Below are 19,413 nucleotides of genomic sequence, written 5' to 3' on the forward strand. Positions count from 1 at the left end.
GTTATTCAAAGTATTTTCTTAAATTATTTAACCCGGTTTTAGCTAAAAATTGTTCAACTAATGCTAAAGATTGGGGGCGGTATTGGTAGTGGTTTAAGTCTTGAGGGATTGCCACATCAGTTAAAATTGTTGCTAATTTTAAAAATAATTCCACTTGATCACGTTCTTGGGTCAAGGCTTTAGCTATTTTAGGAGGAAGTTGGTCAATTTGGGCAAACATTTGGGAGATTGAACCAAATGTTTTTACCAATTTTAACGCTGTTTTAGGGCCGATGCCCTCAATTCCTCGGTAATTATCACTTGTATCACCTGATAAACCTTTTACATCAATGATTTGGGAGGGATTAATTCCATCACTTAAATCCGTAAAATTATCAGCATGATAAGTTTTAATGTCTGAAACCCCTTTTTTAATGATATTAACCGTTGTCAAATCATTAACTAACTGCAATAAATCATTATCTGAACTGAAAACATCAACACTAATCCCTTGTTGGTTGCATAAATGGCTGAAGGTGCCAATAATATCATCAGCTTCAAATCCAGGTAAGGAAACAATTTGAAACCCCATTAGTTCTAAGGCCTCAATAATCACTGGTAACTGGTCACTTAAATGCTCTTCCATTGGTTTACGATTAGCTTTATAATCTTCAAACATTTCGGTGCGAAATGATTTTCGACTAACATCAAAAGCAACTAAAGCATAATCGTATTTTTTCAACTTCAATAGTGCACTCATCATGATAATCATCATTCGCACTGCGTTAGCTGGTTTTAAATCATTTTTCAAATAATAACTCAATTGGGAAAAAGTCGCAAAATAAGCCCGATAAATCAGGGATAAACCATCAATCACAATGGCTTTTTTAGTGTCTAAACGGTAATTATTGCTGTTGTTCATTAATAATCTTAATATCCTTAATACGAATTTGACCCCGATTAGATTCAAATACTACCACACAGGGTTGTTTGGACTTATGTAATTCCATAAATAATGCTAAATTTTTGCCAAAATACGGATAATCCCGTGAAGTACCGGTCTCATCACTCACTTTCACCCATAACATCGGGTGATTAAATTTGGTTTTGGTTTCCCGAATCGTTTCAATTGTTACTAAATAATCAGTTAAGCCTGCAGTTTGTTGGGGAATAGTTTGAACAGTGGTTTCTAAGCCTAATTGGGCTTTTAATGGGTTGGAACTACGAACAACACTAAAATCAAAACCGAGTAATTCTGTTTGGTATTTGCGGTATTGTTCGGTTAATTCTGGGGTTCACTCAGGAAAAATTGGTGGTTCTAATAAATTGTTTTCAAGCATCAAAACAAAAGCGGGTTTACTCATTTTTTCAATTAATTCGTCCACATACAACCGATTTAGTTGCTCAAAACTAAACAATTCATCAAAACAACCCGCATGGTTCATAATCTTTAATAGGTTGTTTTTAATTCCATTTTTATAAAGAATTAATAAACATTCGGTCAAATCAGTGTATTTTTTATTTTTTCGGAATTGCCGAACTTTTAATAGTTTTTTAATTGCTTCTTTACCTAAACCCTTAATTGTTCCTAAGCCAAAATAGATTTGGTTTTGATGAATTGTAAAATCAGCTTCAGAATAATTGATTGATGGTTGGTTAACAACAAAACCTAAAGCCCGAATTTTATTAATATAAACGGCTAAATTACCTGTGGTTGATAATAAAACACAATAAAATTCTAACGGATAATAAGTTCGTAATCAAACTAATCAATAAGAAATAATTGCGTAAGAAATGGAGTGAGAATGGTTAAAACTGTAGTTGGCAAACTCGCAAATACAATCCCAAATTTTGACTAAATCAGCTTCAGAATAGTTATTTTCTAAGCCTTTAGCGACAAAATCATTATACAAACTAGCAAACTTTTCCCGCTCTTTTTTAGAAACTGCCCGTCGAAAAATATCGGCTGCAGCTAATGATAAATTAGTTACCCGTACAACAACAGCAATTAATTGTTCTTGATAAACAATTACACCATAAGTTGGATCAATAATGTCTTTTAAACTATCGTGTAAAGAATTGGGCTTCATTTCATTAAACCGACACTTTAAATAATACGGAATGTGTTTTTGGGGTCCGGGTCGATAAAGCGCAGAAATTAAAGAAATATCTTCAATATTTCGTGGTTTAAATTTTCGGGTTAAATCAGTCATTCCCGCACTTTCTAGCTGAAAAATGCCTGTAGTATCACCTGTTGCTAAATGTGAAAAAACTAATGGATCATTTAATTTAATGTCTTCAGTACTGATTGTTTTATTTTGATGTTGATAAATTAGTTTAAAAACTTCAGAAATCAGGGTTAAATTTCGTAACCCCAATAAATCCATTTTTAACAACCCCATGTCCTCTAAATAATCCATACTAAACTGGGTAATTATTAAGTTAGCATTATTTTTGGTCACAGGGAAAACTTGACCTAATTTTTGTTTGGATAAAACTAGTCCAGCAGGATGAATCCCCACCTGACGCGGAATGCCAATAATTTTACGAGCAATCGCAAACAATTGTGGATAGGTTTGTTCAAATTTAGCTAGTTGGGGATTTTCTTGAATTGCTAATTCCAAATTTTCATTGTGAACTGTCGGAATATTTTTAGCGATTTTATCAACTATGCTTAACTCAATACCTAAAATTCGACCCACATCCCGAATTACACTACGGGCTTTAATCGTTTGGAAAATAACAATTTGAGCAACATGATCAGCTGAATATTTTTCATAAATATAGTTAATCACTTCTTCCCGACGTGAATCCATGAAATCAATATCAATATCTGGCATGTTTGCTCGGGCTGGATTTAAAAAACGTTCGAAATATAAATCATAAACTAGCGGATCAACCATGGTGATACCAATTACATATGCTACTAACGAGCCCGCAACCGAACCCCGACCCGGCCCGACAAAAATCCCGTTCCGTTTAGCTCATGTAATATAGTCTTGAACAATTAAAAAATAATTAGCAAAATTCATTTTGCTAATGACATTTAATTCATAAATTAAACGATCTGAATATTGCTTTAATAATTTGACATTAATTTTTTGGGTTTCAACTAGTTTCTGAAGTCCTAATTTAGCTAAACTGCGTAATTTATCATTTGGATCAACTCCATTAACCGTTGGAAAATCAATGATTTCAGTTTCATTACTCAAATCATAATCAGTACATTGTTCTAAAATTCAAAAAAGATTTTTTACTCCTGGATCAGTTAATTCAACTGGATCAGGTTGATTTAAATAGTTACTGCGAAAATGATTGTTATCAGCAATGACATCGGTTAATTGTTTGTTGTCTTTAATTGCATTTAAAGCACAAAAAATTTCATAATCGGCTTCTTCTTGAAATAAATTTTTACGTAAATAAATTGCTTTAGCAGGATCGTTAGTTTCAAAATAATAAACATCAGATAAATCTAAATCAAAAATACCCTGATAAACAATTACAATCAGATCTTCAAAAAGAGTCCGATCTAAATGCGCTTCAGCTGCACTAGTTTGAGTATCAGTAGGCTGAGTGGTAATGAAACTAGAAATTTTAACAAGATTATTAAAGCCATTTTTATTTTTAGCTAATAAAACTAACTCAGCTTGTTGTTTATAAATTAATGAAAGTCCAAATACTGGCTTTAAGTTATTGGCAATTGCTTTCTTGTAAAACTCGACATATCCAAACATGTGTTTAAAGTCAGTAATAACTACTGTTTTATGATTATGTTTTTTGGCATGAGCAATCAAATCATCAATTTTTAGGGTTGCTTGAAGGAGTGTATAGACCGTTTGATTGTAAATTTGGGGTAAATATTGATGATTTTTCATGAAATTAAGAAGAAAATGGACTAATAAATGTGTGTAACAAGCAAAATCCAGCAGATGGGCCGAAATCGATTATTTAGAATTATATTATCTAAAATCCAAATAGGTCACGAAACTAAAAAGCAAAAATTTGATTTTTAGTAATAAAATTTAGAATGTTAAATCAAATTCAATTAGTTTGGAAAACAACGAATTAATTTGATTTGTGAAGAAATAATGAAAATTATTTTCTATTTTTATTTAAGTTTTTGAGATATTTATTCAAATTCATCAAAAATAAACAAATAAATAGCTCAATTACTTTTAGTTGATAAATTGAATAAGTATTTGAGGTTTTATTTCACATATGAACCTTCCAACTAGTTCAAAACCTAAAAGAAATCAACTGATAAAAATTCAAAAACATTTTGAGAAAATGCTTTTCAATTTGAAACGGTTGAAAGAAATTAAAATTCATTTTAAAAATTTTAATAATTTTGATGCTTCTGAAATTTATTATTATTTGCTTTCATATAATTGAACCTATCAAAAAAATGAATTACTAATTTTCGGAAATCCACTTCTTTGCATAGTCGGGTTTGAAATAAAATTAAAGTTATTTTTAGTGATAAAAGAGGCTTTAGCTTTGATGATCAAAGAAAGCTAACCTATACTGAATACTGAAATTTTCTTTCGGTTTGATTATTTCTTTCATGCAATAAATTCCACAATGACATTATTGTCATTGACTCTGAAGCCCAACAACCAAGTTGGTATCCTTATAATAAATTTGATTATTTAATTAAACTAAATCAGGATCCAAATCAATCTAATTATAAAAAGTCTCACAGTTTTATTCGACCAATATTAGAAGAATTAGAAATTATTGATGGCGAAAAAAACGAAATTCTTGAGTTTAAATATAAAACTGCTAGTGAATATTTTTCCAATCGTCAACCTGTTTCAATTGAACCAAAATCATTTGGCGGTAATTTCATTGGTGAATTTTACCAAAATTGCGCCTTAAATAAGTCTTCTGAACATTATCGTGAAGAATTTGCTTATTTAGACAAAATCTTAAGTAGTTATTTTTGATGCTTGTTAACTAGTAATAAATTAGACATGTTACAATCCGAAAGTTCAGAAGGGCTTGAAATTTTATATGATCTAATCAAATTAAATATTGATCATTTCATTTGTATGGATTGATCAGAAAATTTAATCCGTTACAATACTTTAATTAAAAATTTATTAACTAAATTTTTAAGCGAATTATTAATGGAACATTTTGGTAATAAACGTATAAAAATAGTTTATTTAAGTGATCGGTTTTATACTGGAATTTCACAGATAAAACGCACACTTCGACGCGAATTACCTAAAGCCAAAGTTTTTCATTTTTTAGCTAGAGATGTCGATCGAATCATGGAAAAATTAGGTGATAAATTCGATCTTATAATCATGCCTCGCATTTTGCAAAATCGCTTCGATCGAAATGGTGTACGATTAAAACATATTTTGTTTTATGATGCAGAAATCTTGATTTTAAATTCTGGCTATGAACAGAATAATTTTAAAAACCAATTATTGAATTGTTTAATGCATACATTAAATTAAACGTCAAAAATTGAAATTTGGTTAGTTTCCCCAAGTTCACCAACAATATCTAATTTTTCAAAAACAAACAATAAAGTTCCAGATAAGCGGGTACGTTCTTTTAAATCTTTTTTAGAAAGAAACGGTTTAATTTCGCGTTCGCTAACAATTTTTTCAGCTAAAACAGCGCCTAAACCATCAATCGCAATAAACGGAATCAAAATTTTATTTTCATTCGGTAAAGGAATGAAATTTAAACTGTGTGACTCCATTAATCGAATATTCTCAAATTGAATATTGCGTGATAACATTTCAATTGCCACTTCATAAATTGTTAACAATTTTTTTTCTTTATTTTTAACAGTGTCGCGTTCAGCAAATACTTTAGAATTCATTCGGTTGCGAATATCTAAATATTTAGCTTTGATTAAAGCAATATCATTTTGAATCAAAGTTTCAACATCAAAGTAATCACTACGAATACTGAAATAAGTGGCGTAATATTCTTTAGGATAATACAGTTTGAAAAAAGCTACTCGTCAAGCCATTAATACATAAGCTGCAGCATGAGCTTTGGGAAACATGTACTGAATTAAGTTGGCTGAATCAATGTATCATTTCGGAATTTTATGTTCTAATAAAATCTCAATCATTTCTGGAGGAATAGTGCGGTTTTCTTTGCGGACGATTTCCATAATGTTAAAAGCAACTAAAGGATCGATGCCTTTTTTAATTAAGTAAATCATAATGTCATCACGACAGTTAATTACCTCACTTAATTTCAAATTATTTTTCTTAATTAATAATTCTGCATTGCCTCGTCAGACATCGGTTCCATGGCTCAAACCAGAAATTCGAATTAAGTCACCAAAACTTTGGGGGTTGGCAACTTTTAACATCCCCCGAACAAAATCAGTGCCAAATTCAGGTAAGCCAAAAGCTCCGGTTGTTTCACCTAAAATGTCGTTGGGTTGAATTCCCATCACCCGACAGTCACTAAACATTTGTAAAATCTTAGGATCATGGTTAGGGATTGAGTAAGGATCAATTTTAGTTAAATTCTGTAACATTCGTAAAATGGTAGGATCATCATGGCCCAAAACATCAAATTTAAGCAAACAATCATGCAAGAAATTGTAGTCAAAGTGGGTTGTTTTTCAGTCACTGCTTACATCATCAGCTGGGTAGTTAATCGGAGAAAAATTATAAACTGATAATTCTTTCGGGATTACTAAAATTCCTCCCGGGTGTTGACTCGAAGTCCGACGCACGTTAGTAATTTGATCCACAATTCAATCTAACCGACCGATTGTTAAATTATTTTCATCAACGATTTCAAAGTAGTTCTTTGCCAAACCATAAGCGGTTTTATCAGCAATTTTACTCATAGTTCCCGCACGAAAACAAGCTTCATGACCAAATAATTCCCGTAAAAAATTATGGGCACGAGGTTGGTATAAACCCGAAAAATTTAGGTCAATATCAGGAATTTTATCAGCATTAAAGCCCATAAAAGTTTCAAACGGAATATTTTGTCCATCCCCAAACATTTTCTTTTGACAATGTGGACATGGCTTAGGTTTTAAATCAAAACCAGAATCACCAAATTCATGATCAAATTCCAAATATTGACAATCAGCACAAAAGTAGTGAGGCGGTAAAGGATTAACCTCACTAATGTTTAATAAATAAGCAACTAAGCTTGAGCCCACTGATCCTCGTGAAGCAACTAAATAACCATCTTCATTTGATTTTTTAACTAATAAATAACTAGCTCAATAAACAATGGAAAAGTTGTGTTTAATAATCGCATTTAACTCCCGATCAAGGCGTTTAACTAAGAAATCATTGGGATTTGATCCGTATTTTTTATAAAAATTTTCCTTTGTAACCCGAACAAAATTTTCTTCTGTTTCGGGTAAATTCGGTGGTGATAATTTTTTAGGAATAATGACAATATCGTCATCAACATCATTAACAAATGCTTGATTATTCTTGAAAATAAATTCAGTTTCTGCGGTTGGGTTTAAGTTTAAAAACCCAAATTCTTCACGTAATAAATCTGATGTTCGAAATTGGTAATCTGGCAAAATGTTATTTGGTTTTTGATAACTGAATAACCGGTGGGAAACATTGCCAATCTGTTTTGCATGCACAATTGTACTGTACTGATCTTCATTAAGCGTGTCAATATATTTAACTGCGCCTGAGCCAATTGGTTTTTTATTATTTTTGATAGTTAATTCATAAAAGTTTTTAATCGCTTGTTCTAGTTGTTTTTGATCATAATTTAAACGATTAACTTCATGACGAAATAATTTTGGGGAAGGAATGAAAACATAGTCATAATTTTTCACTTTAGTTTCAAATGCAACTTGTTCATTCATTAAAACTTCTTCTCATAAATCGCTATTATCAATCGAATTGACAATAATTAAATTTTCACGTTTACTGTTAATTAATTCTCAAGTTAATGAAGCTGTACGATAAAAATTGTCAATGTGAGCAGTTGATAATAATTTATAAATATCACGAATTCCTTCTTGATTTCTGGCATAAGCACAAATTGTAAAACTAAAGTTCTTTTTAATTAAACTTACTGATTGCAATTTCTCATTCAATTGACTAATGGAATCATACAAATTAATACCAAATTTGTCAAAGTAATCAAATAATTTTAGATAAGCTTCTTTTAACACTTTCACGTCATAATCGGCACGGTGAGCTGATAACTCTTCATAAGTTACTTCTAATCGTCGACAAAAAGCTCCCAAATTATGAGAACGTTCTTCACTAAAAAAAGCCCGAGATAATTGTAAAGTATCAATTAAGATGTTAGATAAAGGCGCAAAATTATGTTGCACTAATTTAGAATTTAAGAAACGATAATCAAAACTAATTCCATTATGAGCAATTAAAACATCATCACCAACAAAATCAACAAATTTTTGTAAAGCCGTTTTGATTTCAACACCTTGCTCAGCTAACAATTCATCAGTAATGTTAGTTAAATCTTTAATAAATGGTTTTAATTTTTGATCAGTTTTCACAAACATCTGATAGCTGTCAATTTCAGTTCCATTAGCAAATTTATGAACAGCAATTTCAATAATGTCATCAAATAAAGCATTTAACCCAGTAGTTTCGATATCAAATACACAATAAGTAGCATCAATAAAGTTAGTTTGTTTGCCATTAGCATTTAAAGCTAATACAATGGGTAAATCTAATAATTCAAATTCAACTCCATAAATTGGTTTAATTCCTGAATTTTTCACATCAGCTTCAACCATTGGATAAGAAAACACGGAATTTCAATCCGAAATTGCTAAAGCTTTATGGCCAAATTTTTTAGCTACTTCTAAAAAATCTTTGTAATTAAATAACCCATCATAAGTTGAAGATTTAGTATGTAAATACAAATTAGCAAATTCACCAGGACGAGATTCTATTCTAGTTTCGTGGTTTTGATCGGTCACAATTTCAAAATCCACAAGAGCAAAATCAAAATAACGACTACGTTTAGAATCAATTTCGTTGATATCTAAAATTCTGATGTGATCATTAATTTTCAGTTTTTGAAACAGGGGTTTATCAGATAATTTTTTATCAATAAAAACAGTGTAATATTGTTGTTCATTACGGATTTTAATTGATGTTGCTTTCTTTTTGTTTTGAACTTCTTTTACACCCTTTTGCCAAATTCAAAAAACTTCATTTTGGATTGTTGCTTTTTTCACTTGGGAGCTAGAAGTTTGTTTAGGTTTAACTTTTGTTTCAACATGATTTATGGTGGGTAAATCAGCAATAAATTGTGGCTCTAATAATTCTTCAAATTCTTGCAATAAATCGATTTTTAAATCATTTTTGTTAAAAAAAGTTTTTAAAAATTTTAAGATATCACGATGAATAATCTGAAATCCGTTATAAGCAATTTCATTTTCTAATATAAAAGTAATTACATCATGACTGATTTGAACTAAGTGATTTCCAAACCGTTGGGTAAACGGGTTTTGGGGAAATTGATTCAATAAGAAAACTTCTAAAATTCGGCTAATTGCAACTTGTTCATATAAAAAATCAGTATTTCAACTAAAAACAATTTGTGTTCCATCAGAATGTTCAAATGATTGATTGTTTAATAAACAATTAAAGATATGTAATTTAGGAACAGCACTAAAATTAATGTGAAAATAAATTTTATTCGGTAATTCGTAATTAAATTCTACAGTTGCAACATCTAATAAATGGTCAAAATCAAATGGTTTAAAAATTCCTAATTTATCTGTAAGGTATTTACAAATAACCCCGTTATATTGACTGGTTGATAAAGAAGTATTATTTTGGTTAAAAAAATGTTTCATATTGCTCCTGTAGTTATTTGTTATAAATTAAACCAATTAATTAATGCCATTTCAACGTTTTAATTCACAAAAATCATGTTGTCAACTAAATTGATAATTAAGAAAAAAACATAAATAAAACTAACCGAATCTAAACGATCAAATAGTCCCCCATGACCAGGTAATAAGCGACTGAAGTCCTTAATATTTAATAAGCGTTTCATCTTGCTATAAAATAAATCGCCAAAAGTTCCGATTAAACTTAATAAAACAAAAACAATAATCGTAAATAATCACCATCATCCCGTTTTGTTAAACAAATTATTATCAGTAAAATTCATTGTGAATCAAAAACCATTAAGAACTTGATAACTTAAATCAATTGTTCGCGCCTGTCAAGCAATTAGAACTAAAATTCCAACTGATAATACAACTGATAAACTTGTTCCCCAAACAAAACCAGCTAAAGTTTTATTGGGACTAATTCTGACAAATATTTTACGTTTTCCAAATAATGTTCCAAAAATATAAGCAAATGTATCATTAGCTGAAGCAATTACTAATAAAATGAAAACACTTACTCAACCGTTAATAACACTGATATAAAAAATAGCATTTCAGAAGAAATAAGCAACCATTTGCAAAATTAAAAAAATCACACGTTCATTACGAACTGGAGTGTAATTAATTTTTTTCAAATACAAAAAAATAACTGAAAAATAAATTAATCCCATGAAAATAAAGATCAAAAAAATTTTAATAAAAAAAGTTTTTTGATCAGTGATTGCTCCAGCTGAAATGCTATGTAAAATAAAAATACTCGGAATAAATCCGATGGCATAATGCACTAAACCAAACAGAAAAAACTTGTGATTTCGAATTCCTTGAAATTGGTTTTGATTAAGAATCCGGAATGTTTCAATTATCCCTAAAAAAGATAAAAAACTAATCAGAATTAATAAGCAAATATTAATGATGATTTTAGTTGTGTTAGTAATGCTTAACCACTGGGTTGGCGGAATCGTATTTGAATAAAATGGATAAGCACCGATCACTGAAAAGACAATAATAATTGCTACAACAAACATAATAACAAACGAAGTCAGGGTTCGATAAACCCCGACTTTGATTTTTTTATTGCTGATTTTATCTAATTTTTCAGTGAGTAAATTCATATTGAAAAACTAAATTGTTAATAAATCTTTTTCTTTGGCTTTGAAAATTGCTTCAGCTTCCTCGTTAGCTTTTTTAACTGCTTTTTCTAGATTCTCTAAATAACTAGCTTCCAGCCCTTCTTGCAATTTTAATCCCTTAATTGTTTGCATAACATTTTTACGGGCATTACGAATTGCAATTTTATTTTTTTCGAAAATTTCTTTAATCACTTTAACTGATTTTTTACGACTTTCTTCATTAGGTGGAGCAATAGTAATACGAATTAATTTATTGTCAACAATTGGATTCAAATCATTATTAAACTTAATGATCGCTTTAACAACATCATTACAAGTACCCGGATCATAAGGTTTAATAATTAAATTCGTAGCATCTTGCACTTGAACATTAGCTAATTGATTTAAAGGAGTAAATTGACCATATGCTTCAACCCGAACTCCTTCCACTAATGCCGGATTAGCTCGGCCAACCCGAATTTTTTTGTATTCGTTTTTTAACCATTCAAAGCTAGAACTAATTTCATTATTAAATTTAGCTTCAAAATCTTTTCATTCTTGATTCATAAAAATATGACTTTCTTGTTTGAATTAGGATTATTAAATTAAGTTTCTATTTAAATCATTATGATGAAATTTTAGTCATTACAATATCATCATTTAATGCGCGAACAAAAGCATTTTTACTGGATTGATTAAAGACCAAGATTTTAATATTATTTTCTTTACAAATGTTAACTGAGGCATTATCCATGACAGATAATTTATTCTGAATAATTTGATCATATGACATTTTGTCATAAAAAACAGCATCAGGGTTTTTCTTTGGATCATCACTGTAAACCCCGTCAACATTATCCTTACCCATCAATATAATATCAGCGCCAATTTCAATAGCACGAATTGCTGAACCTGTATCAGTTGAAACATAAGGAATACCAGCACCACCAGTAAAAATTAACACTTGATCAGTTCCCAATTCTTCACGTAAATTCAAAATATTAATTTGGTTAGCTACTTGGCCACATTGTAATGAAGAATAAACTTTGGATTTTACTCCAACCGCAGCCAAAAAATCGTGAAAAACTAAACCATTCATAACAGTAGCTAACATACCGATGTAATGAGATGTTTGATCATGTAATTCTTGTAAATAATTAGATTTACCCCGTCACAAATTCCCCCCACCAACGACTAGACCAACTTGGTAAGTTTTACTGATTTCTTTAATTTGCAGACAAAGATCAATTAATTTATCGTGGTCAAAAAACTCACTGGAATTGCTTGCTTGTAAGCATCCGCCACTAATTTTGATTAAAATTCGTTTTTTCGGCTGAGAAACCATTGAATTTTTCCTTTTTAGTTCACTAATTAATTATTTGCGCATTTGAGCAGCAACTTCAGAAGCAAAATCAACTTCTGCTACTTCAATTCCATCTCCAACTTTAAAACGGTGCATTAATACGGGTTTAACATTCAAACTTTGCGCATATTCGCCAACAGTTTTAGCATCATCAAGAATATATGGTTGGGAAACTAAGCAAACTTCTGCTAATAATTTTTTGATTCGACCTTCAATGATTTTTCCCGCAAATTCTTTGGGCTTGCCTTCTTGAGCTAATTGGGATTCTAAAATAGCTTTTTCATTATTTAATCATTGTTGATCAACTTGAGTTTCATCTAAAAATCGTGGATCCATGGCTGTTAAATGCATTGCCATCCCCTTTAATTTTTCAGCATCAGCTGTGTTTTCAAAAACAATGAATGAAGCAATTTTTTTGTTGTTATGAACATATAATCCAACACTTTGGTTGGGTTGTAATGAATAGTAAATCACTCGACGTAATTCAATTTTTTCACCTGTTTTTGAACTTAATTCTAAACATTCTTCATTAACAGTATGACCATCGGCTAGTTTTAAATCTTTCACTTCTTCTAAACTTGAAACTTTTGCTGATAACATTGCTGCTAAAATTTGCTCAGCTAATTTAACAACATCGGCTGAAGCAGCGGTAAAATCAGTTTGGGTGTTTAATTCAAATAAAGCAACACCTTTTTCATCAGCAGCAGCTAGAGCTAACCCTTCAGCCGCTACTTTAGCTGCATTTTTGTTAGCGGCTTTAGCCATGCCATTCTCACGCAATCATTTGATTGCTAATTCTAAATGTTCCTTGGCGCCCTTGCCTAATTTTGTAATTTCTTCAGCAGTTGCTTCTAAAGCCTTTTTACAATCCATAAAACCCGCTTGTGTCGCGTTTCGTAATTCTTTTAGTAAGTTAGTAACAGAATTCATTTATGTTTCCTTGTGAAAATATGTAATGTTTCCACTTAAAAAAGTTTTTAAGAATTAGGTATTTTTAAGGGAAATTCTCGTATAATTTTAACTTTTTTATCCATGGATTTAATTTTTATTTTTTGATTAATCCCTTTCTAATCTTTCTTTAAAGTTAAAAAAGTGTTTAAAATTCTTCTTTATGCAAGAAAATTCAACCTAAATAAACCGAATTAAATCAATAAAAAATGGCTTTTTATTTGTCTAATTAACAATAATCGTAATCAGTTTCATTTTGATAAAAATCCTGCTAAAAATTTAGTTTCTTAAACAAAAATGCTCATATTTTTGTTAATTTTTCAGGATTTATCAGTATAATGTTAATTTGGATTAATCTACTAGGGGTTCTTATGCCTACTAAACTGATTAAAGACATATATTAAGAATGGGTTTACATTCTCAATTTAATATCAAAAATAAATCAAGCAGCATTGCTTAATTAGAAAAATATTTCATACCAATAATTAAGAGGTTATTTTGTTAAAAATTCGATTAACTCGGTTTGGTCGTAAAAAATTACCGTTCTATCGTGTAGTTGTGACCGATTCCAGAAATCGCCGGGATGGCGCTTATCTTGAACTTTTGGGAACATATGATCCAATGAAAGATAAAGTATCTTTAAAAGAAGAAGCAATTTTGAAACATTTGAACAATGGAGCACAACCAACCGATGTTGTTCGTTCTCTATTATCTAAAAATGGCATTTGAAAAACTTTTAAAGACGGAAAAATTGCCAATTAGAAATTAAAAGGATAATATCAATATGAATGTTAAAATTCCGAATCAACAAACACTAGTTAAAATGATTTCTGAAAAACAAGTTAATCAACACCCCGATTTTGGCGCTGGTGATTTAATTACTGTTAGTGAAAAGATTTTTGATGGCAAAAAATCCCGAATTCAAAAATTCCAAGGCGTAGTTTTAAAACGCAGTGGTAGTGGTGTTGTAGCCAATGTTTTAGTTCGTAAAGAATCTGTAAACGGGGTGAATGTTGAGAAAACTTTCCCAATTAATTCTCCATTAATTGAAAAAATTGAGGTTAACCGTTACGGAAAAGTACGTCGCGCTTATATTTCATATATGCGCCAACGATCTGGTAAATCTGCGCGAATTAAAGAAGATAAACGCAAAACAAATCGTCGGTTTGCTTAATTAATTTTTTGATATTAAAATTAATATATAATTACCATTTGACTAACTATTTTTTAAAGAATGAGCATTAGTTAAATGAAAAAAGGTGCTTATTTTAAGCGCCTTTTTTTGATGTTATTTTCTTTTTTTAACGATTTAATAAACAATTATTTACATTCAAAATAAGTGCATTTAGATTATTAATTTATGTACAACCGCAAATATTATCGAAAAGCAGAATTGCCTTCAGTTAAATTACTTTTTGGTAATTTTTATACAATTACCACTCGATGAAAACGATATTTAATTTCTATCGCTGCAAGTATTTTAATTGCTTTTTTAGCTTGATTATTCTTACAATTCACTGGTGTTTATTCTTCTGGACTTTCTTCTTTTTCCCAAGGATTAAGTCGCTTAACAACAGTGTTGATGATTCGTGCTGACGCTAATAATGCGGCTAATGCTCGACTGGTTGGTAATGTTTTATTCTGATTAACTTTTATTATTCTAAACATTCCTTTAGCTGTTTTCTCTTATTTTAAAGTGGGTAAAAACTTCACTAAAATGACTGTGATTTCATTTGTTATTGGTGATTTGTTTGGTTTAGGACTAGGTTTTATTCCTGATTCAGAAAAAATTGTCTTAATTTTTGGTGATTCTTTATCTAGTTTCCAACCACTAAGAGATCAAGGTGTGCAAATTTTATTCTGAAAATTTGAACCAGAAGCTGGGGTGCATGATTTAATTCACATTATTCCATTAGTGTTTTACACGGTTATTGGTTCCATCTTAATTCCAATTGCCTATAGTTTAATTTATATTGTGGGTAGTTCAACTGGAGGAACTGATTTTATTTCTTATTACTACTCTATCAAAAAACATAAACCACTGGGGACAATCCTAGTATTATTTAACATTGTTTCATTATTTATTGGTACTTTTTTAGGTTCTTATTTATCTGCCAGCTTAATTAATATTAATCCTGCTGATGATCCACATGGGATTTATCACCCTTGAGGCTTGGAATTATTATTATCACCTAATTTAATTGTTTCAGCAATTGGGGCTGCGGTTTCTGGGATGATTATTAATATCATTTTTCCTAAAAGTAAAATGGCTAAATTGAAAATTTATTCTTCTAATAGTCAAGAGATTGTTGATAGTTTGTTAAGTGGTGACTACACTCATTCTTTTACTTTTCATAAATCAGTTGGAGCTTTTAGTGGAAAAGAATCAACAACTGCTGAAACAATTTGCCAATACATTGAAATTCCCCAAATCATGAAAAAGATTGCTGAAATTGATAAAAATGCTTTAATTTCTGTAACCTTAATCTCTCATATTAAAGGTTCAATGAATATTTTAGAAAGAATCGATTAGCACTTCATGAAGCGGTTTTATTTTTGTACTTTATTTCCCGAGATTATTCAAAATTATGCTTCTACATCCATCATTAAACAAGCCCAATACAAAGAATTAATTGCAGTACATACTTTGGATTTTCGCGATTTTACCAACGGTAACTACCGACAAGTAGATGATTATCAGTATGGTGGAGGAGCAGGGATGGTTTTAATGCCCGAACCTATTGCCAAAACTTTACAAGCTATTCCCAGTACTAATCAACACGTAATTTTATTAAGTCCACGAGGTCAAAGATTTGATCAAAAAAAAGCCATTGAATTGGCCCAACTAAATAAAGATTTGGTTTTTTTATGTGGTCATTATGAAGGCTTTGATGAACGAATTAACCATTATGTTAATGAGTATTTATCAGTTGGTGATTTTGTTTTAACAAGTGGTGGATTGGCTGGACTGATTTGTTTAGATGCGATTGTTCGTTTAATTCCTAGCGTGATTAATTCTGATAGTTTAGTTTCTGAATCATTTAATGATTATTTATTAGATCATCCTGTTTATACTAAACCCCAAATTTTCGAGAATCAAGCAGTTCCAGATATTTTATTATCTGGTCATCACGCTAATATTGCTACATATCGTTTAAACGAACGAATTCGATTAACCCAAAAATATCGACCTGATCTATACGAGTTATATTTGAAAAATAATAAATTGCTGAAGTAGTCTTAATTAATTTGGTATTTCATTTCTCAGGCATTTAAATTGTTACCATAATAATTTTTGCGTAAGCGGTTTTTTACAAATCCAACTTTCTGATAAAGATTTAAAGCAGCCTGATTATGAATTTTTACTTCTAATCAAACTGCAACTAATTGGTTAGTTTGTTTTAATATTCCTAAAAAAGCTGTAACTAAATTAATCGCAACTCCTTGGTTGCGATATTTTTTTTGTACAAATAACCAAATAATTTCTCAGTCTGTTACATTTTTCTTAGCTAGTAAAAAACCAATGATTTTCTGATCAAGTTGATAAGCTAAAATCAAATCATAAGTAGTTTCAAGATAAGGTTGGTAATCTATTTGATCATCAAAAAAATTATTAATTTGTTCTTGATGAAGCAATTTTAATCACTCTTGTTGAGTTAAAAAAACAATCATACTGATTTGCTATTTTTGATAAACCAATTGTAGTGAAGATTTAACCTTAATTATTTGAGCAGTTGGTTTAACAACATCTTTCAGGATTTGATAAATTACATTAATAAATAACTTTTCAGTTGAATGATGACAATCAATTACAGCCAAATTAGTGTGACGAGCTTTTTGTCAATCGTGTCATTTCATATCACCAGTAATAAATAACTCCACTTTAGTTTGATTGCGGTTTTTGTTGATGAAATCAATCTCAGAAGCTGCTGATCCTAAAAGGATTTGTAAATTCTGAATTTTTTGGTTAGCAAACTTTTGATCATAAATCAATTGCGTGCACTGATATTTTTGATCAATTTCAGTTGCAATTTCTTTAACTGTGAGCCGTTTTTGCAGTTGCACAAAATAACCATGTTCTTGATAGTCAATTATTTTACTACTATTAAAAATTTGGCCCATCTGAAAATTCATTCCAATTGGATTGAAATCAAAGTTTGTATGAAAAAACAATAATGGTGTACCACTTTTTTTCAATTCTCTTAACATCAACAAATCAGTTGGTGTTTTAGAAAAAATAATTGGATGATGCATAATGATTAAATCCGTGGAACTGAATTTTTGTTTTTTAAATCAATCATATTCTAAATCCAACATAATAAAAATTCTGCGACAAACTTGTTTACGTGATTTTAGGGGACAAATAAATTTAGACATATCCCATTCTGCTTGTAAATGCAAAGGATAGATTTTAATTAAATTTTTATAGATGACTCAGTTAGTTAATGGGTTTTTCATTAATAAGGTTTTCAATTAATTTAATTAATTCAGTTTGATAATCTGAACGTTTTTCGGCGGGAATTTTAGAAAATTTAGCTAAATATTCTGATCAATATTGCTGAAAATATAGTTGATTATCAGCTGTTTCATAAAACTCTTTTAATCCCAGTCAATAATCAGTCTCTGATTGATATTGTTTAGTACTTAATCTATTATCTCGCACTAAATAAATTAACTCATAAATTTTATGGTTGCTAGCAACATAATTTTCAGCCAAAACATACCACCGATTTTCAGATGCTCATTTTCGTAATTTATACCCTAAAGTATGAGTAAGTAAAATAATTTGATCAACATAAATTGGTAAATGTTTTAAAATTTTAAGAATTGTTTGGGTTCCCATCCCTGCACAAACTGCTGTAGCTGAAGTTGCATTAGTTTGAGGTAGTTTAATAAATCCATCACTTGTTCAAAAGGTTGCTTGATCAACATAACCTGCACGAATGAAATTATTTTGGGCATTTAGTAATGGGCCTTTAGTGATTTCCACATTTCAAACAAATTTGGTTTTCTGCTGTTTTAATGCTTCAATTCCCAAATAACCATGATCAGCGCCGACATCAATCAGTAATTGATTGGTTAACATCAAGTCTAATATTTTGGTTAATCGTTTCACGCCTACCATCCTGTAGAAAAATAAAAAAATAAAAAGTTTAGTGCGAAACTAAACTTTTTATTAAAAATATGAAAAATTAAACCAAACGTTTGTATCACTCTACAACATAAACTTCGTTAATGTCTGGTGATAATTCATCGCGGTTAGGATAACGTAAAAAAATTCCTTTTTTAGCTGATCGATCCATTTTTACAAAATCCGGATAGCGATTAGTGATAGATTCTTTGACTAATTTCATTTCACTCGCTTTTGGCTTTAGTGAAATTTCATCATTCAAGGATAGAATCATGGAAGAAATGGTGGCTTTTTTTCCATTCACTAGAACATGACCATGGTTAACTAATTGACGCGCTGCACGACGAGTTGGAGCAAAACCCATTCGATAAACTAAAGAATCTAAACGACTTTCTAAAATTCAAAATAAGTTTAAAGATAACGCTCCCTCCATTTGCAAAGCAATTTTAAAGAAACGACGAAATTGTCGATCGTTTAAACCATACATAAAAGCCATTTTTTGTTTTTCTTGTAATTGCTCTCCATAACCAGTTAATTTCTTACGACGAATTTGAGCTGGACCATGTTGACCAGGGATTGTGGTACGTTTTTTACCTTTAGAAAATTCTTTGTTATTTTCTAATAAAGAAATTCCATAACGACGGGACTTTCGATAAATACTACCAGTATATCTTGACATAATTTTTCCAATCTAATTTGTTTATAACAATAAAAAAAACAAATTTTTTAAAATTTGTTTTTGGACACATATGCAGTTAAAACTAGAAGAAATTAGTTTTAATATTTTTATGAATATTAGTTTTTGCTTAGGTTATCTAGTGTTCGGATTAATCAGCTAATCTTACTTCTTAAAAATACTCAACTAGATAAGAGACTAAACAGCAACTAACGCGCTGATGTGTTGATTTATTATACTCCATAAACACCAAAAACTGGTGGAATTTTTAACTTAAAAACTTATTATTACTGATTCAGCTTATAGACCAAAAATTTGATAAAAACAACTGAAATTGATTAAAAATTAATTTTG

General features: G+C 30.1%; 16 protein-coding genes. 5 read left to right on the forward strand and 11 right to left on the reverse strand.

From position 1 onward, the window contains the following. Position 1: 1 nt before the first annotated feature. On the reverse strand, positions 2 to 901 hold the full coding sequence (locus NPA10_RS02305; RefSeq protein WP_256547109.1) for a 5'-3' exonuclease: 900 nt from the start codon (positions 899 to 901) through the stop codon (positions 2 to 4). Continuing rightward, complete coding sequence (dnaE, locus tag NPA10_RS02310) at positions 885 to 3,854, reverse strand: DNA polymerase III subunit alpha (RefSeq protein ID WP_256547110.1); 2,970 nt, start codon at positions 3,852 to 3,854, stop codon at positions 885 to 887. Before dnaE ends, NPA10_RS02305 begins: the two co-directional genes overlap by 17 nt. A gap of 561 nt (positions 3,855 to 4,415) precedes the next feature. On the opposite strand from dnaE, the gene NPA10_RS02315 reads away from it, so the two are divergent. Continuing rightward, the gene (locus NPA10_RS02315; protein ID WP_256547111.1) at positions 4,416 to 5,447 is read left to right on the forward strand and encodes a hypothetical protein; all 1,032 of its coding nucleotides are present in this window, start codon (positions 4,416 to 4,418) and stop codon (positions 5,445 to 5,447) included. Here NPA10_RS02315 and NPA10_RS02320 read toward each other — a convergent pair. The 5 genes from NPA10_RS02320 to tsf are packed head-to-tail and all read right to left on the reverse strand — an operon-like array spanning position 5,444 to position 13,234. Beyond that, positions 5,444 to 9,790: a PolC-type DNA polymerase III gene (locus tag NPA10_RS02320; RefSeq protein ID WP_256547112.1), complete on the reverse strand. Its 4,347-nt coding sequence runs from the start codon at positions 9,788 to 9,790 to the stop codon at positions 5,444 to 5,446. The genes NPA10_RS02315 and NPA10_RS02320 overlap by 4 nt on opposite strands. 59 nt (positions 9,791 to 9,849) lie before the next feature. Then, positions 9,850 to 10,944, reverse strand: a complete 1,095-nt coding sequence (locus NPA10_RS02325; RefSeq protein WP_256547113.1) for a phosphatidate cytidylyltransferase — start codon at positions 10,942 to 10,944, stop codon at positions 9,850 to 9,852. 9 nt (positions 10,945 to 10,953) lie between these two features. Then, positions 10,954 to 11,508 carry a ribosome-recycling factor gene (locus NPA10_RS02330; RefSeq protein ID WP_256547114.1) on the reverse strand — a complete coding sequence of 185 codons (555 nt, stop codon included), beginning with the start codon at positions 11,506 to 11,508 and terminating at the stop codon, positions 10,954 to 10,956. A gap of 58 nt (positions 11,509 to 11,566) precedes the next feature. Continuing rightward, complete coding sequence (pyrH, locus tag NPA10_RS02335; RefSeq protein WP_256547115.1) at positions 11,567 to 12,286, reverse strand: UMP kinase; 720 nt, start codon at positions 12,284 to 12,286, stop codon at positions 11,567 to 11,569. Between the two features lie 30 nt (positions 12,287 to 12,316). After that, positions 12,317 to 13,234 carry a translation elongation factor Ts gene (tsf, locus tag NPA10_RS02340; RefSeq protein ID WP_256547116.1) on the reverse strand — a complete coding sequence of 306 codons (918 nt, stop codon included), beginning with the start codon at positions 13,232 to 13,234 and terminating at the stop codon, positions 12,317 to 12,319. Between the two features lie 516 nt (positions 13,235 to 13,750). Here tsf and rpsP point away from each other — a divergent pair. From rpsP to trmD, 4 genes are all read left to right on the forward strand, one after another. Then, the gene (rpsP, locus tag NPA10_RS02345; RefSeq protein WP_307291916.1) at positions 13,751 to 14,014 is read left to right on the forward strand and encodes a 30S ribosomal protein S16; all 264 of its coding nucleotides are present in this window, start codon (positions 13,751 to 13,753) and stop codon (positions 14,012 to 14,014) included. Positions 14,015 to 14,036: 22 nt separating this feature from the next. Then, positions 14,037 to 14,426, forward strand: a complete 390-nt coding sequence (gene rplS / locus NPA10_RS02350) for a 50S ribosomal protein L19 (protein WP_265745429.1) — start codon at positions 14,037 to 14,039, stop codon at positions 14,424 to 14,426. Between the two features lie 186 nt (positions 14,427 to 14,612). Beyond that, entirely contained in the window at positions 14,613 to 15,785 is a 1,173-nt protein-coding gene (locus NPA10_RS02355; RefSeq protein WP_256547117.1) for a YitT family protein, read from the forward strand. Between the two features lie 6 nt (positions 15,786 to 15,791). Continuing rightward, positions 15,792 to 16,490, forward strand: coding sequence for a tRNA (guanosine(37)-N1)-methyltransferase TrmD (gene trmD, locus NPA10_RS02360; RefSeq protein ID WP_256547118.1), 699 nt, complete (start codon positions 15,792 to 15,794; stop codon positions 16,488 to 16,490). A 2-nt stretch (positions 16,491 to 16,492) separates the two neighbouring features. Here trmD and NPA10_RS02365 read toward each other — a convergent pair whose 3' ends face one another. The 4 genes from NPA10_RS02365 to rpsD form a co-directional block, all read right to left on the reverse strand. After that, on the reverse strand, positions 16,493 to 16,924 hold the full coding sequence (locus tag NPA10_RS02365) for a GNAT family N-acetyltransferase (RefSeq protein WP_256547119.1): 432 nt from the start codon (positions 16,922 to 16,924) through the stop codon (positions 16,493 to 16,495). A 9-nt stretch (positions 16,925 to 16,933) separates the two neighbouring features. Further along, positions 16,934 to 17,710: a Nif3-like dinuclear metal center hexameric protein gene (locus tag NPA10_RS02370; protein ID WP_256547120.1), complete on the reverse strand. Its 777-nt coding sequence runs from the start codon at positions 17,708 to 17,710 to the stop codon at positions 16,934 to 16,936. Further along, positions 17,691 to 18,368, reverse strand: a complete 678-nt coding sequence (locus NPA10_RS02375; protein WP_256547121.1) for a tRNA (adenine(22)-N(1))-methyltransferase TrmK — start codon at positions 18,366 to 18,368, stop codon at positions 17,691 to 17,693. Before NPA10_RS02375 ends, NPA10_RS02370 begins: the two co-directional genes overlap by 20 nt. A gap of 76 nt (positions 18,369 to 18,444) precedes the next feature. Further along, positions 18,445 to 19,062: a 30S ribosomal protein S4 gene (gene rpsD, locus NPA10_RS02380; RefSeq protein WP_256547122.1), complete on the reverse strand. Its 618-nt coding sequence runs from the start codon at positions 19,060 to 19,062 to the stop codon at positions 18,445 to 18,447. Positions 19,063 to 19,413: the final 351 nt, after the last annotated feature.

Origin of the sequence: Mycoplasmoides fastidiosum (assembly GCF_024498275.1) — a bacterium.
GTDB lineage: Bacteria > Bacillota_I > Bacilli_A > Mycoplasmatales > Mycoplasmoidaceae > Mycoplasma_N > Mycoplasma_N fastidiosum.